At 63.5% G+C, this 23,596-nt stretch carries 22 protein-coding genes and 1 pseudogene; 12 read left to right on the top strand and 11 right to left on the bottom strand.

The genetic code is table 11. The features are described 5' to 3' along the window. The first annotated feature begins 140 nt into the window (after nt 1-140). The 4 genes and pseudogenes from NKL04_RS03490 to NKL04_RS03475 all read left to right on the top strand — a co-directional run bounded on the left by NKL04_RS03490 (nt 141) and on the right by NKL04_RS03475 (nt 4,025). Nucleotides 141-1,169 (top strand): sulfate ABC transporter substrate-binding protein, encoded by a 1,029-nt coding sequence (locus tag NKL04_RS03490; RefSeq protein ID WP_023699654.1) that lies wholly within the window; start codon nt 141-143, stop codon nt 1,167-1,169. An 18-nt stretch (nt 1,170-1,187) separates the two neighbouring features. Continuing rightward, a complete protein-coding gene (cysT, locus tag NKL04_RS03485) occupies nt 1,188-2,039 on the top strand; it encodes a sulfate ABC transporter permease subunit CysT (protein WP_023687973.1) in 852 nt (283 codons plus the stop codon). Continuing rightward, nucleotides 2,032-2,915, top strand: a pseudogene (cysW, locus tag NKL04_RS03480) (sulfate ABC transporter permease subunit CysW). Before cysT ends, cysW begins: the two are co-directional and overlap by 8 nt. Before the next feature lie 69 nt (nt 2,916-2,984). After that, nucleotides 2,985-4,025 (top strand): sulfate/molybdate ABC transporter ATP-binding protein, encoded by a 1,041-nt coding sequence (locus tag NKL04_RS03475; RefSeq protein ID WP_023699655.1) that lies wholly within the window; start codon nt 2,985-2,987, stop codon nt 4,023-4,025. Nucleotides 4,026-4,039: 14 nt separating this feature from the next. Here the strand turns inward: NKL04_RS03475 and NKL04_RS03470 are convergent, their stop codons facing one another. Both NKL04_RS03470 and NKL04_RS03465 read right to left on the bottom strand, forming a co-directional pair. Next, nucleotides 4,040-4,438, bottom strand: a complete 399-nt coding sequence (locus NKL04_RS03470; protein WP_023699656.1) for a type II toxin-antitoxin system VapC family toxin — start codon at nt 4,436-4,438, stop codon at nt 4,040-4,042. Further along, entirely contained in the window at nt 4,438-4,710 is a 273-nt protein-coding gene (locus tag NKL04_RS03465) for an AbrB/MazE/SpoVT family DNA-binding domain-containing protein (protein WP_023699657.1), read from the bottom strand. The genes NKL04_RS03470 and NKL04_RS03465 overlap by 1 nt, the downstream gene beginning before the upstream one ends. 240 nt (nt 4,711-4,950) lie before the next feature. Between NKL04_RS03465 and NKL04_RS03460 the strand changes: the two genes are divergently transcribed. After that, nucleotides 4,951-5,937: a sulfate ABC transporter substrate-binding protein gene (locus NKL04_RS03460; protein ID WP_023699658.1), complete on the top strand. Its 987-nt coding sequence runs from the start codon at nt 4,951-4,953 to the stop codon at nt 5,935-5,937. A gap of 258 nt (nt 5,938-6,195) precedes the next feature. Continuing rightward, complete coding sequence (locus tag NKL04_RS03455; RefSeq protein ID WP_023673075.1) at nt 6,196-6,645, top strand: RrF2 family transcriptional regulator; 450 nt, start codon at nt 6,196-6,198, stop codon at nt 6,643-6,645. Nucleotides 6,646-6,710: 65 nt separating this feature from the next. Here NKL04_RS03455 and NKL04_RS03450 read toward each other — a convergent pair whose 3' ends face one another. Continuing rightward, nucleotides 6,711-8,252, bottom strand: a complete 1,542-nt coding sequence (locus NKL04_RS03450; RefSeq protein WP_050587033.1) for an acyl--CoA ligase — start codon at nt 8,250-8,252, stop codon at nt 6,711-6,713. 128 nt (nt 8,253-8,380) lie between these two features. Between NKL04_RS03450 and NKL04_RS03445 the strand changes: the two genes are divergently transcribed. Next, entirely contained in the window at nt 8,381-9,511 is a 1,131-nt protein-coding gene (locus tag NKL04_RS03445; RefSeq protein WP_348529176.1) for a hypothetical protein, read from the top strand. On the opposite strand, the gene NKL04_RS03440 is transcribed toward NKL04_RS03445, so the two are convergent. From NKL04_RS03440 to NKL04_RS03410, 7 genes are all read right to left on the bottom strand, one after another. Continuing rightward, entirely contained in the window at nt 9,506-10,060 is a 555-nt protein-coding gene (locus tag NKL04_RS03440) for a gluconokinase (RefSeq protein WP_023673072.1), read from the bottom strand. The two genes, NKL04_RS03445 and NKL04_RS03440, sit on opposite strands and share 6 nt — an antisense overlap. Before the next feature lie 2 nt (nt 10,061-10,062). Beyond that, nucleotides 10,063-11,049 (bottom strand): ABC transporter permease, encoded by a 987-nt coding sequence (locus NKL04_RS03435; protein WP_023673071.1) that lies wholly within the window; start codon nt 11,047-11,049, stop codon nt 10,063-10,065. Beyond that, on the bottom strand, nt 11,046-12,026 hold the full coding sequence (locus NKL04_RS03430; protein WP_023699661.1) for an ABC transporter permease: 981 nt from the start codon (nt 12,024-12,026) through the stop codon (nt 11,046-11,048). Before NKL04_RS03430 ends, NKL04_RS03435 begins: the two co-directional genes overlap by 4 nt. Beyond that, on the bottom strand, nt 12,023-13,588 hold the full coding sequence (locus tag NKL04_RS03425; protein ID WP_023687963.1) for a sugar ABC transporter ATP-binding protein: 1,566 nt from the start codon (nt 13,586-13,588) through the stop codon (nt 12,023-12,025). The genes NKL04_RS03430 and NKL04_RS03425 overlap by 4 nt, the downstream gene beginning before the upstream one ends. 94 nt (nt 13,589-13,682) lie before the next feature. Next, nucleotides 13,683-14,807, bottom strand: a complete 1,125-nt coding sequence (locus tag NKL04_RS03420) for a sugar ABC transporter substrate-binding protein (protein ID WP_023682221.1) — start codon at nt 14,805-14,807, stop codon at nt 13,683-13,685. 325 nt (nt 14,808-15,132) lie between these two features. Further along, a complete protein-coding gene (gene gntR, locus NKL04_RS03415; RefSeq protein WP_023682222.1) occupies nt 15,133-16,161 on the bottom strand; it encodes an HTH-type transcriptional regulator GntR in 1,029 nt (342 codons plus the stop codon). Between the two features lie 159 nt (nt 16,162-16,320). Further along, nucleotides 16,321-17,493 carry an MFS transporter gene (locus NKL04_RS03410; protein WP_050591957.1) on the bottom strand — a complete coding sequence of 391 codons (1,173 nt, stop codon included), beginning with the start codon at nt 17,491-17,493 and terminating at the stop codon, nt 16,321-16,323. A 231-nt stretch (nt 17,494-17,724) separates the two neighbouring features. Between NKL04_RS03410 and NKL04_RS03405 the strand changes: the two genes are divergently transcribed. The 4 genes from NKL04_RS03405 to mocR all read left to right on the top strand — a co-directional run bounded on the left by NKL04_RS03405 (nt 17,725) and on the right by mocR (nt 21,020). Then, nucleotides 17,725-18,012, top strand: coding sequence for a DUF3175 domain-containing protein (locus NKL04_RS03405; protein ID WP_023673065.1), 288 nt, complete (start codon nt 17,725-17,727; stop codon nt 18,010-18,012). A gap of 208 nt (nt 18,013-18,220) precedes the next feature. After that, nucleotides 18,221-19,132: a myo-inosose-2 dehydratase gene (gene iolE, locus NKL04_RS03400; protein ID WP_023699662.1), complete on the top strand. Its 912-nt coding sequence runs from the start codon at nt 18,221-18,223 to the stop codon at nt 19,130-19,132. A 213-nt stretch (nt 19,133-19,345) separates the two neighbouring features. Continuing rightward, nucleotides 19,346-19,552 carry a LacI family DNA-binding transcriptional regulator gene (locus tag NKL04_RS03395; RefSeq protein ID WP_023673063.1) on the top strand — a complete coding sequence of 69 codons (207 nt, stop codon included), beginning with the start codon at nt 19,346-19,348 and terminating at the stop codon, nt 19,550-19,552. A gap of 1 nt (nt 19,553) precedes the next feature. Beyond that, nucleotides 19,554-21,020: a rhizopine catabolism transcriptional regulator MocR gene (mocR, locus tag NKL04_RS03390; protein WP_023673062.1), complete on the top strand. Its 1,467-nt coding sequence runs from the start codon at nt 19,554-19,556 to the stop codon at nt 21,018-21,020. Between the two features lie 19 nt (nt 21,021-21,039). Here mocR and NKL04_RS03385 read toward each other — a convergent pair whose 3' ends face one another. After that, a complete protein-coding gene (locus NKL04_RS03385) occupies nt 21,040-22,284 on the bottom strand; it encodes a DegT/DnrJ/EryC1/StrS family aminotransferase (protein ID WP_023673061.1) in 1,245 nt (414 codons plus the stop codon). 359 nt (nt 22,285-22,643) lie between these two features. Here NKL04_RS03385 and NKL04_RS03380 point away from each other — a divergent pair, with 359 nt between their 5' ends. Next, nucleotides 22,644-23,555, top strand: a complete 912-nt coding sequence (locus tag NKL04_RS03380; protein ID WP_023673060.1) for a polysaccharide deacetylase family protein — start codon at nt 22,644-22,646, stop codon at nt 23,553-23,555. The last annotated feature ends 41 nt before the right edge of the window (nt 23,556-23,596 follow it).

Genomic DNA, 23,596 nt, shown 5'->3' with positions numbered 1-23,596 from the left:
TAGACCAATATGAGGAAAATATTTCCTCGCGAACCCCAATATCGGCGAAAATTTCCTTCGTGGGGGCAAAAAAGGCAACGTTGAATGCATCTAATTTCTATCAATTCGATAGAGTTCAGCCGTCATCAACGGAGGCGGGAATGACCAAACCTCATTTCAAGAAACTGCTCGGCGCACTGGTCGCCACATCGATCCAGTTCGGCACGCTCGGTTTCGCGTTTGCCGATACCACCATTCTGAACGTGTCCTACGACCCGACACGCGAACTCTACAAAGCTTATGACGAAGCCTTCGTCGCGCACTGGAAGGCCGAGACCGGCGAAACCGTCACGATCCAGCAATCGCATGGCGGATCTGGCGCCCAGGCCCGCGCCGTGATCGACGGCCTCGATGCCGATGTGGTGACGCTGGCGCTCGAAGGCGACATCAACGCCATCGTCACCAAATCGAAGAAGATCAACCCGGACTGGCGCAAGAAATTCGAGAACAATTCGGCGCCGTACACCTCGACCATCATCTTCCTGGTCCGCAAAGGCAACCCGAAGGGCATCCACGACTGGAGCGATCTGGTCAAGGACGGCGTCCAGGTGATCACGCCGAACCCCAAGACCTCCGGCGGTGCGCGCTGGAACTACCTTGCCGCCTGGGCCTATGCCAACGCCAATGATGGCGGCGACGAAGCCAAGAACAAGGAATTCGTCGGCAAGCTCTACGCCAATGCTCCGGTACTCGACACCGGTGCACGCGGCTCGACGGTCACCTTCGCGCAAAAGGGCATCGGCGACGTGCTGATCGGCTGGGAAAACGACGCCTATCTGGCGCTCAATGAATTCGGAGCCGACAATTTCGAGATCGTCTATCCCCCGACCTCGATCCTGGCCGAGCCGCCGGTGGCGATCGTCGACGCCAATGTCGATGCCAAGGGCACCCGCAAGGTCGCCGAAGCCTATCTCGGCTGGCTCTATTCCAAGGAAGCCCAGACGATCATCGCCAAGAACCACTATCGTCCGGCCAAGCCCGAGCTGGTGGATGCGGCTGACATTCCGACGACGCCCGAAATCAAGCTGATCTCCATCGACGATCCGCTTTTTGGCGGATGGAAGAAGGCACAGCCTTATCATTTCGGCGATGGTGGTATATTCGACCAGATCTACAAGCCGGCCCAGTAGGATTTAGATCAGGACGACATGACCATAGCACCCGCCAAGGCGGGGTGGCGATTCAGACAGCCGAGTGTCATTCCGGGTTTCGGATTGACGCTCGGCTTCTCGCTTGCCTACCTCACGCTCATCATCCTCATCCCCCTGTCGGGCCTGATCTGGCGCTCGGCAGCCCTCGGCTGGACCGATTTTTGGGCGATCGCCACCGACCGCCGGACCATCAACGCACTCGAAATCAGCTTCGGCACAGCCTTCATCGCAGCCGCCGTCAACGTCGTCTTCGGCACGCTCGTCGCCTGGGTGCTGGTGCGCTACCGCTTCCCCGGCCGCCGCGTCGTCGACGCGATGGTCGACCTGCCCTTCGCGCTGCCGACCGCGGTCGCGGGCATTGCGCTGACCACTCTTTATGCGCCCAATGGCTGGATCGGCCATCTCCTGGCGCCGCTCGGCATCAAGGTCGCCTACACGCCGCTCGGCATTGTCGTGGCGCTCGTCTTCATCGGCCTGCCGTTTGTCGTGCGCACGGTGCAGCCGATCATGGAGGAGATCGACAAGGAAGTGGAGGAAGCCGCCGCGACGCTCGGCGCCAACCGCTTCCAGATCATCACCCGCATCCTGTTTCCCGGCCTGGCGCCGGCCATCATCACCGGCTTCTCACTCGCCTTCGCGCGCGGCGTCGGCGAATACGGCTCGGTCATCTTCATCGCCGGCAACCTTCCCTACAAGTCGGAGATCGCACCGCTTCTGATCGTCATCCGGCTCGAGGAGTACAATTATCCGGCGGCCACCGCGATCGCGGCGATCATGCTTTTGCTGTCGTTCGTGATGCTGCTGGTCATCAACCTGGCGCAGTCATGGAGTCGCAAGCGCTATGGCTGACCCCGAGATCAAATCCTACGAACCGCATCACGAGAGCCGGTCGGCGGCGGTGACCGAAAGCCGGCCGGTGCGGCTGCTGCTGATGGCGGTGGCCTTCGCCTTCCTCGCCATCTTCCTGCTGCTGCCGCTGATCATCGTCTTCCACGAGGCGCTGGCGAAAGGCATTGGCGCCTACACGGAATCGCTCTCCAATCCCGATACGCGCTCGGCGATCCGGCTGACGCTGCTGGTGGCGGTGATCGCCGTGCCGCTCAACGTCGTCTTCGGCATTTCGGCTGCCTGGGCGATCGCCAAGTTCGAGTTCAAGGGCAAGGCTTTTCTGACCACGCTGATCGACCTGCCCTTCTCGGTCTCGCCGGTCATTTCCGGCCTGGTCTATGTGCTTTTGTTTGGCGCTCAGGGACTGTTCGGTGAATGGCTGAAGGCGCACGGCATCCAGATCTTGTTCGCCGTGCCCGGCATCGTGCTCGCGACCATCTTCGTCACCTTCCCCTTCGTTGCCCGCGAACTGATCCCGCTGATGCAGGAACAGGGCAACGGCGACGAGGAAGCCGCGCTCTCTCTGGGCGCCAATGGCTGGCAGACCTTTGGTACGTGACGCTGCCCAACGTCAAATGGGGATTGCTCTACGGCGTGCTTCTGTGCAACGCCCGCTCGATGGGCGAATTCGGCGCGGTCTCGGTCGTGTCGGGCCACATACGCGGGCTGACCAACACCATGCCGTTGCATGTCGAAATCCTCTACAACGAGTACAACGCCGTCGGCGCTTTTGCCGTCGCTTCGCTGCTTGCCGGCCTGGCGCTGGTCACGCTGGTCTTGAAAACACTTCTCGAGATGCGCTACGGCGCCGAGATCGCCGCGACGCGCGGACATTAGATGCATGTCGCCCAAAAGTGTGAAGCGGTTTTGGGATAACGACATGCATCCACTAAAAAGGGACATTTGATGGAAGTTCGCGTTGCCAACGTACGCAAGGAGTTTGACCGGTTTCCGGCCCTCCATGACGTATCGCTTGACATCAAATCGGGTGAGCTGATCGCGCTGCTTGGGCCATCCGGCTCCGGCAAGACGACGCTGCTGAGGCTTATCGCCGGCCTGGAGCGGCCGACGCGCGGAAAGATCTTCTTCGGCGACGAGGACGCCTCGCACCGCTCGATCCAGGAGCGCAATGTCGGCTTCGTCTTCCAGCACTATGCGCTGTTCCGGCACATGACGGTCGCCGACAATATCGGCTTCGGCCTCAAGGTGCGGCATGGACCGTCGCGACCACCGGCGGCCGAAATCCGCCGACGCGCCTCCGAACTGCTCGATCTCGTTCAGCTTTCCGGCCTGGAAAAGCGCTATCCGGCGCAACTTTCGGGTGGCCAGCGCCAGCGCGTGGCGCTCGCCCGGGCCATGGCCATCGAGCCCAAGGTGCTGTTGCTCGACGAGCCGTTCGGCGCGCTCGATGCGCAGGTGCGCCGGGAACTGCGCCGCTGGCTGCGCGAGATCCATGACCGTACCGGCCACACCACCGTCTTCGTCACCCACGACCAGGAAGAGGCGCTCGAGCTTGCCGACCGCGTCGTGGTGATGAGCCAGGGCCGCATCGAGCAGGTCGGCTCCGCCGACGAGATCTACGACACGCCGAACTCGCCCTTCGTCTACTCCTTCATCGGCGAATCGAGCATGCTGCCTGTCAAGGTTGAGAATGGCGAGATCTGGCTCGCCGACCGTCCGATCGGCGTGTCGGCGCCGCACGCACCCGAGGGCGATGCGACGCTGTACTTCCGCCCGCACGATATCGAACTGCTCGACGGCTGCAGCGGCTGCATCGCCGGCACGGTCGCCGCCAGCCGCCGCGTCGCCGGCACAAGACGCGTCGAACTGGAAATCGCCGGCGAGCGCCAGCGCGTCGAGATCGAACTGCCTGTGGACCATCCTGCGGCGCAGAAGAGCCGGGTGGCGTTCAGGCCGAGGCGCTGGAAGCTTTTCCCGGCGGCATAGACATCGATCCGGCGCTACTCCAGCCAGTTCTCGACCGTCAGGCCCTTGATCCGACGGAACTCAGCGGTGTTGGCCGTCACCAGTGTCGTCCCCAACACACAGGCATGGGCAGCAATGAAAAGATCATTGTGGCCGATGACCTGGCCCCTTGCTTCCAGTTCGGCACGAAGTGCGCCGTATTCGGCATCCACCGGCACGTCGAGCGGCAGCACAGGTAACTCGGCGAGCAATTCCTCCACCTTGGCGAGCAGCTTGGCCGATCCCTTGCGGGCGCAGCCATAGCGCAGCTCCGAGGCGACAACGATGCTGGTGCACAGGGCACCGTCTCCCGCGCGAACCGCCGCACTGGCAGCCTTGCCGGCAGGGTTTCGGATCATGTCGCTGAGAATGTTGGTGTCCAGCATGAACCGCATCAAAAGATATCCTCAGGCCCCACGGGCGCATCATGGATCTCGGGAAAGTCGTCTTCAGGACCAAGCGGCGGCTCTTTCGCCCATTGGGTGAGCAAGGCGGTGAGGCCTGGTTGACGGACCGGCTCGATGATCAGCCGGTTGCCATCGCGGCTGATCAGGACCTTCTCGCCAGGCAGCTCGAATTCGACAGGGATGCGAACCGCCTGACTGCGGTTGTTGCGAAACAACTTCGCCTCCCTGGGCGGTGGTATTGAGTGACGGTGCTGCGGCATGGCAGCCTCCCCTGTCTGTTCCACTTGTATATGCCATTTGTATATGCCACTCGGCCTCGAGTTGCAAACCACAGAAAACCCCAACGCATCGGCATTTCGACTGGAATGAAATTTCGCCGATAACCTGCTTCAGCGATTTCTTTTTCGCTGTAACGCCATACGTCTGCCCCGTGTGCCTCGCAGTACACCCTCCGGCCCGGCTATGTTCTGGCAACGCATTGCACATCGGAGCCTGTTTTCATGAAGCGATTTTTCCTCAGCGTCGCCACTGTCGCCGGCCTGATCCTCGCCTGTTCGCAGGCCTGGTCGGCCGACAAATTGCTCAACGCTTCCTATGATGTCGGCCGCGAACTGTTCGTCCAGATCAACAAGGCTTTCACCGCCGGCCATCCGGGCGTCACCGTCGACCAGTCGCACGCCGGCACCTCGGCGCAGGCGCGCGCCATTGCCGAAGGCCTCGGCGCCGATGTCGTCACCTTCAACCAGGTCACCGACATCGACTTTCTGGTCAAGAAAGGCCTCGTCTCCGCCGACTGGCAGAAGGATTTCCCCGACAACGCCTCGCCCTTCTATTCGCTCCCATCCTTTCTCGTCCGCGCGGGCAACCCCAAGCACATCAAGGACTGGAACGACCTCGTGCGCGACGACGTGCAGGTGATCTTCCCCAACCCCAAGACCTCGGGCAATGCGCGCTACACCTATCTGGCCGCAACCGCCTACGCCAAGGAAGCCTTCAAGGGCGACGACGCCAAGGTGAAGGAGTTCGTCACCAAGCTGTTCAACAACGTGCCGATCTTCGACACCGGCGGGCGCGCCGCCACCACCACCTTCGTGCAACGCGAGATCGGCGACGTGCTGATCACCTTCGAGTCGGAAACGCGCGGCATCCGCAAGGAGTATGGCAACGACAAGTTCGAACAGGTCACGCCAACGGTCAGCCTGCTCGCCGAATTCCCGGTGGCGATCGTCGACAAGGTCGCCGACGAGCACGGCAGCCGTGACCTCGCCAAGACCTATCTCGATTTCCTCTACACGCCCGAGGGCCAGACCATCGCGGCTGAAAATGGCCTGCGCGCCCGCAACGCTGAAGTCGCGGCAAAATACAAGGCCGACTTCCCCGATGTCCGCCTGCTGACTGTGGAAGACGTCTTTGGCGGCTGGGACAAGGTACAGAAGGAGCACTTCGCCGCCGGCGGTCTGCTCGACCAGACCTATGGCAGCCGCTGATATCAGCAGCGTTCGACCTCACCTCACAAGAAAGCCGGCGCTTTGCCGCTTCTTCGTTTTCGCGCGCCGACAAACGGCTTCAGGCGGAATCTGTCGCGATCGGTGAAAAACGTTACAAAGAATCAACGCCTTTGTGCCCAACGTGCAATCGGGCGGCTTGTTCTACGCGAAACCGGGTTGTTCAGGCGAAACGTCATGATTTGCACACAAACAACCGCCAGATGCGGGTGGTTGGGGTTTTCATGAACTGAAGCGGGCATGCTTACCAAAAAAGGCAAATACGGCCTCAAGGCCCTCGTGCATCTTTCCGGCCTGCCGGTCGGCCAGCTTGCATTCGTCAACGACATCGCGATCGCCAACAACATCCCGAAGAAATTCCTGGATGCCATTCTGGGCGAGCTGCGCAATGCCGGTTTCGTCCTCAGTCGCAAGGGCAAGGAAGGCGGTTATCGCCTCGCCCGGCCGGCTTCCGAAATCAAGATCGGCCACGTCGTGCGCGTGCTGGACGGCCCGCTCGCTCCCATACCCTGCGCCAGCCGCACGCAATACCAGCGCTGCGAGGATTGCGACGAGGCGACCTGCCAAGTCCGGCACATGATGCTGGAAGTGCGCCAGGCGATCGCCGAAGTGCTGGACAATCGCAGCCTCGCCGCCATGCGCGACGCCGACAATGATGATTTTCCGGTCGAGCTGACATCGCAGATCTAAATTAGAGCATGGTCCCGAAAAGTGCGAACCGGTTTTCGGACAAGATCATGCTGAAATGAGAGTCCTCAGACCAGGCCGAGCTTGCCGGCCAGGCCGACGCGCTGGATTTTGCCGGTGGGACCCTTGGGTATCTCCTGGAGAAACAGGATGTGGCGCGGCACCTTGAACTCGACGATCCGGCTGCGCGCGAAATCGCGTATCTGCTCGGCATCGGCGGTGGCGCCCTCGGCCAGCACGATGGCCGCACCCACCTCTTCGCCGAGCATGGCGTGCGGCACGGCGAAGGTCACCGCCTGCGCCACCAGCGGATGATCGAGCAGCACATTGTCGACCTCGAGCGGCGAGATCTTTTCGCCGCCGCGATTGATGATCTCCTTCAGCCGCCCGGTGATCTTCAGATCGCCATCCTCGTCGATGAGGCCCTGGTCGCCGGTGCGGAACCAGCCATCGCTGAAGGCAGCTTCATTGGCCACCGGATTGTCGAGATAGCCATCATGGATGTTGGCGCCGCGCACCGCGATCTCGCCCTTTTCACCCGCCGGCAGGATCGTCCCCTTGTCGTCCAGGATCGTCACCTGCGGACCCGCAGGCAGGCCGACCGAGCCTGGCTTGCGGCGTGCCGGCGGCAGGCCGTTGGATGTCATCTGGTGCGCCGCCTCGGTCATGCCATAGGCCTCGACCACCGGACAGCCGAAGACGCGCTCGAGGTCGCGGAACACGGTGTCGGGAAGCGCTGCCGAAGACGAGCGGATGAAGCGCAGCCGCGCAGCCGCGATGGTTTCGCCATTGCGGGCGGCGCGCGCCAGGATCGCCTGATGCATGGTCGGCACCGCGCTGTACCAGCTCGGCCGGAAATCGCCCAGCCAGCCGTAGAATTTGAGCGGGTTGAAGCCCGGCGTGCAGACAACAGCGCCGCCGACTGCCAGCTGTGCGCTGAGCGCCGCCATCAGCCCGTGAATGTGGAACAGCGGCATCACGTTGAGACACATATCGTTTGCCGACAGCGCCAGGGTGCTGGCGATGTTGGCCATCGATGCCTGCAGATTGCGCTGCCGCAAGCCGACGATCTTCGGTCGCGCCGTGGTTCCCGATGTGTGCAGGACAAGCGCGAAATCGTCGGGTCCGTTGAACTGCATATCGTCGAGGCGAGCCTCGCTGGCAGCCTCCACCTCGGCGTCGCCCGCCAGCAGAAACTCGCCGGCCTTGGCGCCGTCGGTCACGACGACGTCGAGCACCGCAATGCCGAGCCCCTTTGCGGCGTTGCGCGCGGCATCGCCCATGCCTTGTCCGCACAGCAGCAGCTTCACATCGAGATCGCCGAGATAGAAGCGGAATTCGTCTTCGCCGTAAGCCGGATTGAGCGGCGCCGCCGTCGCCAACGCCGAGACCGCCAGGAAACAGGCCGCCATTTCCGGGCCGTTGGGCAAGACGATGCCGACGGCCGTGCCGCGGGCAACGCCACGCCTGGCGAGATCGCCGCAGAGCTTGTCGACAAGATTGGCGAGGCCGGCAAAGCTCAGGGACGGCCGGTCCGGCGCCATCAGCGCCACCGCAGCCGGCCGCCAGGGCGCCAGTTGGGGAAGTGCTACCGATAGGGCCTGTTTCAAGTTCGAACCCTGAATGGCGTTCACCATGGCCTTGCCGGCGCCGATTGCGCGCCCGTGGCAGACGCAGTAAAGCGATTTCCGGACGCACGCAAGAACAGGTGGACACCGATCGGATGAGGCTGCCGTGGTTGGGAAAATCCCGGAAAGCCGACCGGACACCATCTTCCGCCGTCATTTATCATACGGAAATCATCGCCGACATCCTGGTGCCCGAACGCGCCGAGCATGTCCGCTTCTTCAGCCGCAAGCAGGTCCGCGCCGGCAAGTTGCGCACCTTCAACAACAGGGATCTCCGCGAGCTGCTGCTGGCCGCCTTCTACATCGGCGTCGCGGCATCGCTGCCGGTCGATTGGTGGGCCGCGGTCTGCAGCCGCGTATCGGGGCTGCGCCTCAAGCGCCATATCCGCAAGGATTTCGTGCGCTACGCCGCCGCGACGCGCGCCGTGCTCGGCAATGGCATCGATGCGCAAAGGCAGTTCAGGGCCTTGCTCTGCGCCAACCACCGCCGGCGTTTGCTGCTTGCCGCGCATCTCATCGGCCGCCGCTGGTCACCTGATATCCGGCTGGAGGGCCTGGAAGGCCTGCAAGCGGCGCTGAAGCGCGGCCACGGCGCTATCATCTGGTGCGATCAGTTCACGGCACAGACCATCATCGGCAAACGCGCTCTCCATGAGGCCGGCATCGAGACACACCAGCTCAGCGTCAGGGCTCACGGCATATCCGATTCGACCTTCGGCTTGCGCTTCCTGAACCCGCCGATGGTTCGGGTCGAGAACCGTTTCCTGAAAAGCCGGATCGTGTTCGACCGCAGCGACGCCTACCAGGTCACCGGCCGGATCCAGAAGATCCTTGGCAACAAAGGCGTCGTATTGGTGACCAACACCGTGCATGCCGGCTCGACATTCACCGAAGTCGGCCTTGGCGAGAGCGGCTGGACTCACCTCGCCTCGGCGCCGACGAATTTCGCTGCCAGAGGCAAGGCGGCGCTGTTTTCCATGTCGACCTTCGAGACCGATCCGTTCCGCCAATACCGCGCCGTCCTAAGTCCCGAACTGGTGCCGGCCCCGGCAGAGGCCGGCGAGCGCGCGGCCAGAGCCGGCGCCAAGAACATGGCGCTGCAGGCCGAGTACATATTGCTCAAGCGCGACCGCTTGCTGGAGGCGCTGAAACTCTATCCCGAGCAAATGATGGTCTGGTCCGGCGCCGACCGGTTCACCGAACGGCCGGAAACCGCCTTGCCCGACGAGGGTGGTTCATGATTTTGCGCCGGCCAGCAGGCTGGCAACGGCGGTGACGATCTCAGCCACTGGAAGTGTGGCGTCGGCCGTCAGCGCCCGCTCGTCGGCGCCAGGCGGCTCAAGGATGGCGAACTGGCTTTCGACCAGGCTTGCCGGCATGAAATGGCCCTTGCGGTTGGCGACACGCTGCTTGGCGGTTGCGGGATCGATCTTCAGATAGATGAAATCGATATCCCGGCGGAAGCCACGCAGACGATCGCGGTAGCTGCGCTTCAGCGCCGAGCAGGCGGCAACCACGCTTTGGCCGCTGCCGGTCAGGTCGGCGATCCGCTCGCCGATGGCATCGAGCCAGCCCTCACGCAGTTGATCTGTGAGCGGCTCGCCGCTCGCCATGCGGGCGACGTTTTCGGGCGGGTGCAGCCTGTCGCCTTCGACAAAGACGGCCCCTTCCTCTGCTGCCAATGCCTTGCCGACAGCCGATTTTCCGCAGCCGGCGACGCCCATCACCACAATGGCCCGAGGCACTGAGCCGGTAGCGCCCATTGGCGCCTTTGCGGTCTTTTCGTCCACGGTCAGCGGCTTGCCGGCGCGCGGCCGTAGAGCAGGAGCATGGCAACGATGACCAGGCCATAGACGATCTGCCGCCCCGCCTCCGGCATCTGCATGACCGAAAGGATGGACTGCAGGAGCGTGATCAGGATGACACCGGCGACGGTGCCGAGATAGGAGCCGCGGCCACCCAGGATCGAGGTGCCGCCCAGAACCACGGCGGCGATCGACGGCAAGAGATAGGCATCGCCCATCGATTGCGCCGCCTTGGAGGCATAGCCGGCGAGAAGCACCCCGCCAAAGGCGGACAGCCCGCCTGAGATAGCGAAGGCGATCATCACCACGCGCCTTGTATCGATGCCGGAGAGATAGGCGGCACGCTCGCGGTTGCCGATGCCGTAGACGGTGCGGCCGAAGCTGGTGCGGGACAGCACGAACACCATCGCAGCGCCAATCAGCGCCCAGATGATGACGGCGTTAGGCACGCCAGGAATGGTAAAACCTGTCGCAAGATAGCGCATGGCGCCGGTGGCCGAATCCTGTGGCGAGTAGCCGCCGGTATAAACGACCATGAGCCCTTGCGCGACAGCGTTGGTGGCGAGCGTGATGATCATCGAGGGTATGCGCAGATAGGCGACGCCAAAGCCGTTGACGATGCCGATCAGCACCCCGCAGAAGATGCCGAACGGGATGGCCAGCGCCACACCGATCGGGCCATAGGCCGCAGCCGCACACGCCATCATCGCGCCCGCCGCCACCGCCCACGGCACCGACAGGTCGATCTGGCCTAGCAGGATGACCAGCATCATGCCTGTGGCGATGACGCCGAGGAACGAGGCCACCTTGAGCTGCTGCAAGAGATATTCAGGCGACAGAAAGCTCCTGGAATAGAGGCTGCCTAGGAACAGCAACAGCACGATGCAGGCGAAGGCCGTCAGCACCGCCGGATCGGCGCGGCGGATGAATTTCGGCATGCGGCCGGCTATGCCGCCCAACGTCGTTTCGCTCACAGGAACCACTCCAGCCGGTTGCGGACCCGAAACAGTGCGAAGGCGCCGAGGCTGACCGCAACCAGCAGGATAACGCCCTGGAACAGTGGCTGCCATAGCGGGTCGAAATCGAACACGAACAACAGGTCGCCGATGGTGCGGAAGGCCAAGGCGCCGAAGATGGCGCCGATGGCGCTGCCTTTGCCGCCGAACAGCGAGACGCCGCCCAGCACCACCGCGGCAATCGAAAACAGCGTATAGGCGTTGCCGCTGGCATAGGCTGCATCGCCGGTATAGGTGAAGAAGGTCAGGAACAGTCCGCCGATCGCGGCCAACAGGCCTGCGAGCGCGTAGGCAGCGAACTTGCCGCGCCTTATCGGCACACCGGACATGTAGGCCGCCGTCTCCGAGGACCCGGCCGCATAGGCCGCGCGCCCGAGCACCGAGCGGCTGAACGGCACCCAGACCACGAGCACGACGGCGAGCAGCACGACCAGGCTCGCCGGCACCACGCCGAACAGGCGTCCGGTCAGCGCGTCGGCGAGACCTTCGTTGACCGAACCACCGGGAAACGGCCTGAGCAGCAGCGCGATGCCGAAATAGACCGCACCCGTGGCGATCGTGGCGACGATCGGCTGCAGGCGGCCGTAGATGACGATGGCGCCGTTGATCGCTCCGCAAAGGAGCCCGGTGCCGAGCACGGCGATGACGCCGAAAGCGGTCTCGAGGCCGGTGCCGATGACCAGCCAGGAGGCGAGGCAATTGGTCAGCGTGAAGATCATGCCGACGGAGAGGTCGATGCCGGCGGTGATCACGACCAGTGTCTGCGCCATGGCGACGAAGGCGAGCAGCACGCCCTTGTTGGACGCCGTCTGCACGACATTGGCGGTGAAGCCCGCCGGATGGTTCGAGGTGTAGATGACGAACATGACAATGAATATACCAAGCGCCATCAGTGTTCCGCGCTGCTCGGCCAGCCAGTAGCGCCACTCCTTCACGCGTCCGCTCCCTGTCTTGCGCCGGCATCGTCTCTCGCGCCGGCGTCATCGCCGTGGATGTTGAGCGCGCTTGCAATGAGTGCCCGCTCGGTGATCTCGGCCCCGACCAGCTCGCGCTTCACCGCGCCGTCATAGAGCACCAGCACGCGGTCGCAGCAGCCGATCAGTTCGTCATAGTCGGTCGAATAGAACAGGATCGCCGCCCCCGCATCCGCCAGCTTGCGCATCAGTTGATAGAGTTCCTGCTTGGTGCCGACATCGATGCCGCGCGTCGGATCGTTGAGCAGGATGATACGCGGCTGGCGCATCAGCCATTTGGCGATGACCACCTTCTGCTGGTTGCCCCCCGACAGCGCACCGACCGGAATGTCGAGGCCGGCCGTCTTGATCGCCAGCAGCCCGACCATGTCGTCGATCAGCCGCTGTTCGGCCGCGCGGTCGATGATGCCGGCCTTGGACAGCCGGTCTAGGGCGGCAAAGGAGAGGTTCTCGCGCACCGTCATCGGCAGCATCAGGCCTTCGGTCTTGCGGTCCTCCGGGATCAGCGCCATGCCGATGCGGTCGTCGCGCGCCGCTTGGGGGCTGGCGATCGAAACAGGCTTGCCGTCGATAAGGATCTGGCCGCCGAGGCCGCGCAGCACACCGAAAAAGGCAAGCAGCAATTCGCGCTGGCCCTGGCCGTCCAGGCCGCCAAGGCCGACGACCTCGCCTGCCCCGACCGTCAGCGAGACATTGTCCAGCCGGTCCGTCCAGGACAGCTTGCGCGCCTCCAGCACGGGAACGGCGGCGGCTGCGGTGCGCGCGGGTTTCGGCGGGAAAATATGGCTGTATTCGCGCCCGATCATCAGTTCGACGACTTCGTTGTCGCTCTTTGTGCCTGCCTTGTAGCTGGCGACATTGCGGCCGTTGCGAAACACCGTGCAGTGGTCGGCAAGCTCGGCGATCTCGTTCATGCGGTGCGAAATGTAAAGCAGCGCCAGCCCTTCCGAGCGCAATCGCTTGAGCACGCTGAATATCCTGGCGACGTCCGTCGCGGTCAGGGCCGAGGTCGCCTCGTCGAGGATCAGGATGCGCGGCTTCCTGGCCAATGCCTTGGCGATCTCGACCATCTGTCTTCTTGAAAGCGGAAGATCCTTGACCAGCGCCAATGGATGGATGTCGGCCGCACCTGCGCGTGCCAGCGCATCCTCGGCAATGCGGCGCTGCGCCTTGCGGTCGATCATGCCGAAACGCTTCGGCGGATCGGAGATGACGATGTTGTCGGCAACGCTGAGTTCGGGAACCAGCGACAGCTCCTGGAAGATGCAGACGATGCCGGACTTGTTTGCAGCAGCAGGCGAAGCGAACGTCACCTCGCTGCCGTTCAGCATCATGCGGCCTTCGTCGGGCGCGACGACGCCCGCCATGACCTTGATCAGCGTCGATTTGCCGGCGCCGTTTTCGCCGAGAATGGCGTGGATGCTACCGGACGAGACCGAAAGCTCGGCCTTTTCCAGCGCCCGCACACCACCATAGCGCTTGGATATGCCTTCCATCCGGAAGAGCGGAACCGCACCGTCCATCGGCCCTCCCGAGGCAGTTTGACTTCAAGGGATATCGAGTGGCCGGCGCCGCGGAGATCCCGCGGCGCCGGATATGCCGCCTATTGGTCAGCCCCTATTGGTCAGCTTTGGTCTGGCCCATAATTTCCTGCGCGGTGAAATTGATGCCGCAGGTCGGGAAGGAATTGCCGACGAAGAAATTGTCGGACTGGTCGGGGAAGAAATCCTGACCGGCCTTGAAGTTCGGATCCTCGACGATCGCCAGTGGCAGTTTCACTGCTTGCGGAACGACGTTGCCTTCGAGCGCGGCAATCGCCGTCTTGATGGCGACCGCGACCTGCGCCGGACCGGTGCCGGCCGATGAGCATTTCAGCCCGTCGCCGGCATGTGCCGCGCAGAACTTGCGGAAACCGTTCTCGGTCTCCCCGCCGAACGGCACGAAAGCATGCTTGGCATCGATCATCGCCTGCACGATGCCGGTGTCGCCGCCTTGCCCGGTGATTCCGTCGAACGGACCGTTGGTGGCAATGGCGTCGGCCGTAGCCTTCTGTGCCACGCCGTCGTCCCATTTGCCGACCACCTCGGTGACGTCCCATTTCTTGCCGGAGGCATCGAGCGCTTCATGGATTCCGTTGTGACGGTCGGTGTCGACGGAAGTCCCGGCAACGCCGCGCACTTCGAGCACCTTGCCGCCATTCGGCACATGGCCGACCAGCCATTTGCCCCACAATTCGCCAAGGCCCTTCTGGTCGACATTGACGTTGATGGCGTCCTTGGTATCGAGAATATTGTCGAAGGCGACGAGGATGACGCCAGCTTCCTTGGCGCGCTTGATGACCGGCCCGAAAGCGGTCGGGTTCTGGGCGTTGACGACGATCGCGTCATAGCCGGAATCGATGAAGTTGTTGATCGCCGAAATCTGAGCCGGCACGTCCTCGCCGGTCGAGACGACCTTGAATTCCTTCAGTTTCGCGGCGACCTCCGGCTGGGCCGCATAGGCCTTGGCGGTCTGCACCATCTGGATGCGCCAGGTGTTGGCGATATAGCCATTGGCGAGCGCGATGCGGTATGGGCCGTCTTTCTTGGGGAACTTGAAGAACTGCGTATCGGCCGCCCAGGGCGCAAAGCAATCCGGCTCAGCCGACGGGCCCTTGACAACTTCCGGGTCGGCCATGGCCGACGAACTCAGCATGACGAATGCAGTGGCGGCAACGATGCCACCAACAAGTGACTTGATCATCGATATTCCTCCCAGTTGTAGTTTTATTTGCTGCTGCTTGTTAATTTGATGCTGTTTGTCGTGGTGTGTTTTCCACGCCTGCCGAAGGCCCTCCAGCCTGGCCGGCGCCACGTCTCAAGGGCCGAAGCCGGCCCGATCCCCTCCCCCTCGCCGCTTCACAGGCGAGAAACGAAACTAGCATATTATACATAATAAACAAGCATGAGCTGTTGCTTATGTATAATAAACAGGGGCGGCCTTTCATCAAAACGTCTGCCCGACGAAAATGGTAGCGCTACCATGACGTTGTGTAAAGCACCATTTGCTGAGGCCGGCCAAAGCGTGTTCAGCGTGCGGTGCTCTCGCGGGGCTTGAGTTCGAAACCAAGATCGACGACCCGCTGCTCAGGCCTTCGTCCTGCGATCGCCGCCAGCGCCATGGCGACAGACCGACGGCCGATTTCATAGCGAGGGGTGCGGATACTGGTGAGCGGCGGGAACGCCGCCTGCATCATTTCGAGGTCGTTGAAGCCGACAATGCCGATTGTTTTCGGCACGTTGAGCGCGGCGCTATGGCATTCGAACAAAACGCCGAGCGCGATGTCGTCATTGTTGCAGAAGACGCCGTCGAGCGCCGGCATCTTGGCCAGCGCATCGCGAAGCAGCTCGCGGCCGAGCGTCACGCTGGACAGTAGCGGCGTGGTGGTGACCAGCCGCGGGTCGAACAGGCCGGCCTTCTCCATTGCCGCGCGATAGCCGGCAAGCCGCCGCTGCGAGCGCGGGTCCATGCGTGCGCCGATGAAGCCGATCCGCCGGTAGCCCGCCTCGATCAGATGCTCGGTCGCGGTGCGGCCGCCGTCGAAATGCGAGAAGCCGACCAGCATGTCGACCGGATCGGGCCCGGTCTCCATCACCTGCACCACCGGGCAGCCCGCGCTCTCCAGCAGCTTTCGCGAGGTCGGCGTCTGGTCGATGCCGGCCACGATCAGCGCCGCCGGGCGCTGCGGTGCGAACACCTGCAGCAGGCGCTCCTCCTCGAGGCCGGAATAATGGGTGTTGCCGAGCTGGACGCGGAACGGGCCGTCCGACAGGCTGTCATAGATGCCGCGCACCACTTCTGCGAAGACGTTGTTGGTCAGCGACGGCACCAGCACGCCGAACACATCGGCGCGCGCCGAGGCCAGCGCCCGTGCATTGGGATCCGGGACATAACCGAGTTCGTCGACGGCGGCCTGGATCTGGCGCCGCAGATCTTGGCTGACGCGTTCCGGTTCGCGCAGCGCCCGCGACACGGTGATGGCGCCGACGCCGGCCTTGCGCGCCACATCTGATAGGGTCGGGCGGCCGCCCCCACGACGCGAGCGCGGCTTGGTCATGGACATCCTCCACGTGCCGGGCCCCGGCCGCTGCGCCCTTGCGAAACCATGTCCAGCTTTTCCACCGCCACCATGCCAACCGGCTGCTGCCGCACCCACTCGCCTGCTGGCGTCGCGCAGCCAATCGCCCTTGTCAAGCAACAGGGCAATCCTGCCTTCCTAAGCCATCAGGGCAGCACTGCGTTTTGCTTTCCACAGCAGCAGCCCGATGGCCACTATGTTCAGCAAGTTCCACGCGATCCCGTTGAGGAACGCGGCGGCGTAGGAGCCGGTCAGGTCGTAGATCCAGCCCGACATCCAGCCACCGATCGCCATGCCGAAGATGGTCGCCATCATGACGATGCCGATACGCTGGCCGGCCTCCCTGGCGGGCAGGTATTCGCGCACGATGATGGCATAGCAAGGCACGATGCCGCCTTGCGACAGGCCGAACACCAGCGACACGACGTAGAGCGAGGCAAGCCCGTCGAACGGGATGTAAAACAAAAGCGACAGGCATTGCAGCACGGAACCGATAAGCAGGGTTTTCACGCCGCCGATGCGGTCGGCGACAAAGCCGGAGGCAAGCCGGCTGACGACGCCCGCCGCCATCATGATCGACAGCATGTCGGCGCCATGCGCAATGCCGTAGCCAAGATCCATGCAATAGGCGACGATGTGCACCTGCGGCATCGACATCGCCACGCAGCAGCCGAGACCGGCAACGATCAGCAGCACCTGTAACGCCGCCGGCGACAGCGAAATCGACTGCACTGGCCGGCTTCCGGGCGAACCGGCGGCAGCCGCCGTCGGAGCAGCGCGCCGCAACAACAGCACCAGTGGCACCATGGTGACCAGGCAGAATACACCGATGCCGGCATAGGTGAAGCGCCAGCCTTCCGCCTTGATCAGTGTCGGCATGATGGTTGGCCAGAGCGCTCCGGCGAGATAGTTGCCAGCAGCCGCCGCCGTGACGGCGACGCCGCGCCGATGGTTGAACCAGTGCGAGATGTCGGCGATCAGCGGCCCGAAGATCACCGATGTGCCGACACCAATCAGCACGCCCTGGGCAAGGGTGAATTGCAGGATAGAGGTCGACAGCGCGGCGAGCAGCAGGCCGGCGGCGAGAGCCACCGAGGATAGCAGTGCCGGGATCCAATACCCCATGCGATCGACCGCGCGGCCAACCAGCACATTGCCGGCGGCGAAGCCGACCATGGTTGCGGTGTAGGGCATCGATGCCGCGGCGCGGTCAACGCCGAACTCGGCCTGCACGGCCGGCAGCACGACGACGACGGCCCACATGCCGACCGCACCGATCGTCGCCAGCAGCATGGAGATGGCAAGCCGCATCCAGGCGTAGCTGCTGTCGATGCCGGGGCTATCCGCCTGATTGGCGACGATCGGGGTCAAGGCGTTTCCTGTCTACGGTCCTGGGAAGTCGACCGTTGTGTCGCCACTATCGGCGCATTCACCGCGACGGGCAGCGCCACAGGGCCATGATCCGTGGCTCCAGCGGCCCGGCGACTTTCTCGGGAACCGGCGGCGGCCTGCCCGAGTTTTTGCGACAGGAAGGAGTTTGTCATGACCGCGAAAAAGAAATGGTCGGCCGAGGTGACCGAGCACAGCGATGCGATGGACCTCGAGGACCACATCTTCGAAGCCGACGACGCCAGGAAGATCGCGGCCTCGCTCAAGCGCTCGGCCGAGCACAGCGACCGCCGCAAGGCCGAGCCGTTTCAGTCGGCCATGTCGATGCTGAATTTCTACATCAACCGCGCCGGCAAGAACCTGCCGCAGGCGCGCCGGAAAGTGCTCGAGGACGCCAAGGACGAACTGCGCGCGGCCTTCGGAAGGCCGCAGCAGGATTAATGCATGTCGCTCAAAAGTGGCGCCGGTTTTGAGACAACGACATGCAAAGACCTAAGCGCGTCGACTTAGTCCGTTCAAACGGGACGCGCTTTAGCGCTCCCGATTGGCTCTACCAAATTCACCTCAACTGGACCTAGTGACAGGTCCTCTTTCCCCTCAGTTTGCCGGCCTCGGCTTTGTGTTTCCCCGAGCCCTTTGAAGTAGCGGCATGACGGTCAAGATCGGCATCAATCCCATCACCTGGAGCAATGACGATGTTCCCGCACTCGGCGGCGATACGCCGCTCGCGACATGCCTGTCGGAAACCAGGCAGGCCGGCTATCGCGGCACCGAACTCGGCGGCAAATTCCCCAGGCGAAGCGACGAGCTTGGACCGATCCTGTCTTCTTACGGACTGGAGCTCGTCTCCGGCTGGTATGACGGCCGCATTCTGGACCGCACGGTCGACGAGGAATTCGCCGCCATCACCTCACATCTGACCCTGCTGCGCGACCTCGGCGCCAAGGTCGTCGTCTATGCCGACACCTCGCGCGGCCGTCATGACGGCATTTTCGCGCCGATCTCACAGCGTCCGCGCCTCGCTGACGGCGAATGGACCGCCTATGGCGAGAAGCTGACCGAACTCGCCGACCGCATGGCTGCCTTCGGCGTCGGCATGGCTTTCCATCACCATATGGGCACGATCGTCGAGAGCGATGACGAGGTCGACAGGCTGATGGCCGCAACCGGCAAGAGCGTCGGCCTGCTGTTCGATACCGGCCATTGTCTGTTCTCAGGCGGCGACCCGGCCTCCCTCCTGAACCGGCATCTCGACCGCATCGTGCATTTCCATTGCAAGGACGTCCGCGCGGCCGTGCTGGAGAAGGCACGGCGCGAGGACATGAGTTTCATGGCGGCAGTGATGGAAGGAATCTTCACCGTGCCCGGCGATGGCTCCGTCGATTTCCTGTCGCTGCTGCAGCCTCTGGCCAGCCATGGCTTCGAAGGCTGGATCGTCGTCGAGGCCGAGCAGGATCCGGCCAAGGCACACCCCTTGACCTATGCCACGAAAGGTTACGCTTCGCTTCTCAAAACGGCCTGCGCGGCCGGGTTCGACGTGGCAATACGAGACATGGCCTAACCACCGCCGGGGGCTGGTGGTTGGGCCGGTTGGGCGCGCGCCTCGGTAGGGGTAGCGACGCGAAAGCGCCCGGCGATCCGCGCCGCCGCCCTCCCTTGGCGGCGCGGATCGCACAGTTCTTGGCATCGAAATTTTTGCCCCCGAGTTGCCGGCCCGGCGTTTCCAGCTTGAGGCTGGGGACGAGGCATGCCTTGATGCAGATGGAGGAGCGACATGGCATTCGAGGCGGCACTCGGCATGGAACGGCTTTGCACCATCCGTGAGATCGCCGAGAAGGCGGAACTCGGCGCGGCAACCGTTCACCGCGCGCTGAAGAACAGCCGCGAGGTCCGTCCCGAAACCAGACGGCTGGTGCTGGAGACTGTCTGCCTGCTTAACGAAGAGAAGATCGCCCGCGCCGCCAGGTTGGTCGGAGACTAGCTTGGCCGACCATATGCGCCTTTCCCTCGACATCATGTCGGTCGACCGCGGCTCGGACGAACCGATGCACCGGCAGATCTACGGCGCCTTGCGGCGCTTCATCCTCGACGGCCAGATCCAGCAGAACACGCTGCTTCCTTCGACACGCTCGCTGGCCGAGGATCTCAAGGTCGGCCGCAACACGGTGATCGCCGCCTACGACCAGCTGCTCGCCGAAGGGTTTATAGAGGCGCGCGCCGGGTCCGGCACCTGGGTGGCGCCGATCCAGCAGAAACGCCCGCCGGCCGCGCTGCGCGCCGGCCTCGCCGCCCCGCAAAAACTCTCGCGGCGCGGTCAGACCATCGTCAACGGCCCGCAGCCGCCACGCAATGCCGGCGTCATCAACTTCCATCCGGGCGTGCCGGAATCGGCATCCTTTCCCTTCACCATCTGGTCGAGCCTTCTGGTGCGCAATGCGCGCAGCCGCGATGAGAATTTGCTCGGCTATATCTCCTTTGCCGGCCATCCCGGCCTGCGCCAGGCCATCGCCTCGACCATAAGCCTGTCGCGCGGCATCAATTGCACCGCCGACCAGGTCATCATCGTCACCGGCGCGCAGGCAGCACTCGACCTCGCTTCGCGCGTGCTGATGGACGAAGGCGACCATGTCTGGATGGAGGAGCCCGGCTATCTCGGCGCCAAGAGCGCCTTTCTCGCCAGCGGCGCGCAGCTTGCGCCCTTGAAGGTCGATCGCCTTGGATGGCATCTCGCAGACCCAGAGCTGCCGCCGCCGCGCCTGATCTATGTGACGCCATCCTGCCAGTGGCCGTTCGGCACCATCATGCGCATCGAGGAACGGCTGCAGCTGCTCGACATCGCCGAGCGCCACGGCGCCTGGATCGTCGAGGATGATTATGACGGCGAGTACCGGTACCGTGGCCGGCCGGTACCGGCGCTGCGCGGCCTCGATCACGCCGACCGGGTCGTCTATATCGGCTCCTTCGGCAAGACGCTGATCCCGGCGCTCCGCATCGGCTATCTCATCGTGCCGCGCGAACTGTCGGTCCCCTTCGACCGCGCCGTCTCGATCACCGGCCAGTTCGCGCCGCTGATCCTGCAGGCGACGGTCAACGACTTCATCACGCAAGGCTATTTCGCCACGCATCTGAAGCGTATGCGCCGGCTCTATGCGCGCCGGCAGGCCAATTTCGTAAAACTGTGCCAGGAGCATCTGGCCGAATGGCTGACTGTGACCGAGAACGATTCCGGCATGCAGCTGCTGGCCAGTTTTATCCGACCCTACAAGGACAGCGACGTCGTCGCCGCTGCCGTCAAGGAGGGCCTCGACGTGCAGGGCATCTCGATCAACTACCATTCGAGCGAGCCGGAACACGGCCTGCTGCTCGGCTATGCCGCGATGGACGAACGCCAGATCCTGCGCGCAGTGCTGGCGCTGCGCGCCGCCTTTATGCGACTGGACCGGCAATAAGCCGGTCCAACGCGGCTCTTCAATTCACGCTGTCGAATTTCTGCAGGTCCACCGGTGCTGCCTTGCGCACCTCGACATCGTCCAGCGAGGCATTCTCCAGCGCCACACGGGCCGCCGCATCGATGTTATGGATCATGTCGTCGATGTCGGCGTCGCCATGCGCCGGATTCATCGCGATCATCACCGTGCGGTTGAGGATGTCGAGAGAACCCTTGCCGAGGTCGTCGGCATAGGTCAGCCGCAGGCCCTTGTTTTCCGGCAGCGTGTACGGATTGAGCGCCGGATGATGCGCGCCCTCATGCATCAGCACCTGGTCCCACTGGGTGAAATTGTGGCGGCCGGTCTTGCCGGCAATGACGCTCGGAATGGTCTTCGAAAAAGTCTGCGCCGCCTGTTCGCTGGGCAGCAGATACATTACCTGTGCCGCGCAATCGTCGTCGGGGCTGTTCATCGGCGACGGCGTCAGGCCGAGATTGCCGAGATGGCGCGTGCCGGCCAGCACCTTCTTCTTCTCCGCCCGCATCGCCTCGATGATGCCGTCCAGACGGTCGAGCTGGACATTGAGCATTGCACCCATCAGTTCCGAGGCGCGCGCCCCGATGCCGGCGAACGGCTTGATGCTGTCGCTGCGGCCCTGCCAGTAGAAGTGGCAGGGGTCGATGGCGCAGCGAGCGCGCTCGGCCACTTTCGGATCGCTGGTGGCGATGCCGCCGCCCTCGCCCGACGTGATGTTCTTGAAGTAGTTGAAGGAGTAGGCGCCGGCATGGCCGATGGAGCCGAGCTTCTTGCCCTCATAGCCGCCGCCAATGCCCTGGCAGACATCTTCCAGCACGAGCAGACCGCGTTTTTTAGCGATATCCATGATCGCGTTCATGTTGCAGGCCGCACCCCACATATGCACCGGGATGACCGCCTTGGTGCGCGGGCCGATGGCGTCGCGCAGAGCGGCCGGGTCAATGGTCAGGCTCTCGTCGATGTCGACAATGACCGGAATGGCGCCGACCGACAGCACTGCCGTTGCGGTCGCCATATAGGTGTGCGCCGGCACCAGCACCTCATCGCCCGGGCCGATGCCGAGGCCGATCAGGCCGGCGGCGAGCCCATAGGTGCCGCTGGCGGCCAGCGCAAAATGCTCGACGCCGAGATGCCTGGCATAGCGGGCCTCGAAGCGGTTGCACTCGCTGTTCTCGCCATAGCGAAACAGCGCACCCGAGCGGATCACCCTGGCAATGGCTTCGATCTCTTCTTCGCCGGCAGTGTACATGGCAAGTCTCCACATCGCTGATGGTATGAAAGCAGTACGCCTGCGGCCGCTGTTTGAAAGAACCACTCCGCTGCGATCTGACCAAGCCATCCCGGTTGCTTGATGGCCGGGTTTGACGCCGAATGTGGGCATATCGAATGAAATCGACATTCCAGAATGCAGGCCCGCGGAAAAATCGTACCCATCCGAATTCGTCGAAGTGGCCCTGTCGGAAAGCCGGCATTGGGCGTTCCATCGCGTCCAGTTGGGCAAACGGTCGGTTCCATGCAGCACGGGACACACTTTGGAAGACCCTCGAAACCGGCGTGCCGGCAAGATGGTGGCCGGCAAGATGGTGGCCGGCAAGACGGTGGCCGTCCATGACGCGACAGCTCGTCCTGCATGAAGACGATGTCGGCATGTGCCATGGCGCCAACAGCGCCTTCCTCGAACTGACCGCACACGGCGCCTGCAGCTCCGGCGCCGTGATGGTGCCGTGCCCATGGTTCCCTGAGATGGCCGAAGCGGCAGCCGCCGATCCCCGGCTCGATCTCGGCGTCCACCTGACGCTGAACAGCGAAAAGCAGCACTACAAATGGCGGCCGCTGACGTCGCCGTCGCGCGCGGCCGGCCTGACGGACGAGTTCGGCTATTTCTGGCCCGATGTAGCGACCACCCGCCGCAAGGCAGCACCGCAAGCGGTGGAAACCGAGCTTCGCGCGCAGATCGACACCGCCTACCGCGCCGGCATCGACGTCACTCATCTTGACGCCCATATGGGGGCAGCGCTGTCGCCGGAGTTTTGCGACGTCTACATCAAGCTCGGCCTGGAATATCGGCTGCCAGTGCTGTTGACCAAAACGCTGTCGGCCTATTCGCCCAACGACAATCTGGTCGGCGTCACCGAAGCGGCGTTCCAGCGCGGCGTCACTGGAGCCCGCGCCAAAGGCTTTGTCATCTTCGACGCCGCCATTCAGACGACCTGGGGCCGTCCACGCTCCAAGCCGATAGAGCCAGCCTACAAGGCATTGGTCGAAGGGGTCCGTGAAGGCCTGACCTTCTTTTGCCTGCACTTCAACGCGCCGGGCGAGCTCGAACTGATCGAGCCGCGCTCCGCCTATATCCGCACCGAGGAATATGAACTCTTCCGCGACCAGGCTTTTCGCGACTGGCTCGGCGCGCAGGACATCGACATCATCGGCATGAAGCCGTTGCGCGAGGAACTGCGTGCACGGCTCGGGGCATCGACACCGGCAAAGGCCCGCAAAGCGGCCACCCGGTCAGCGCCGTAAGCCGATCCGTCGGCCAACAGCGCAAAGAGGGATTTGGAACT

This window comes from Mesorhizobium sp. C264A (genome assembly GCF_040324515.1).
Taxonomy (GTDB): domain Bacteria; phylum Pseudomonadota; class Alphaproteobacteria; order Rhizobiales; family Rhizobiaceae; genus Mesorhizobium.
The sequence above is the reverse complement of the archived record's forward strand: the minus strand, read 5'-3'. Positions and strand labels throughout refer to the sequence as shown.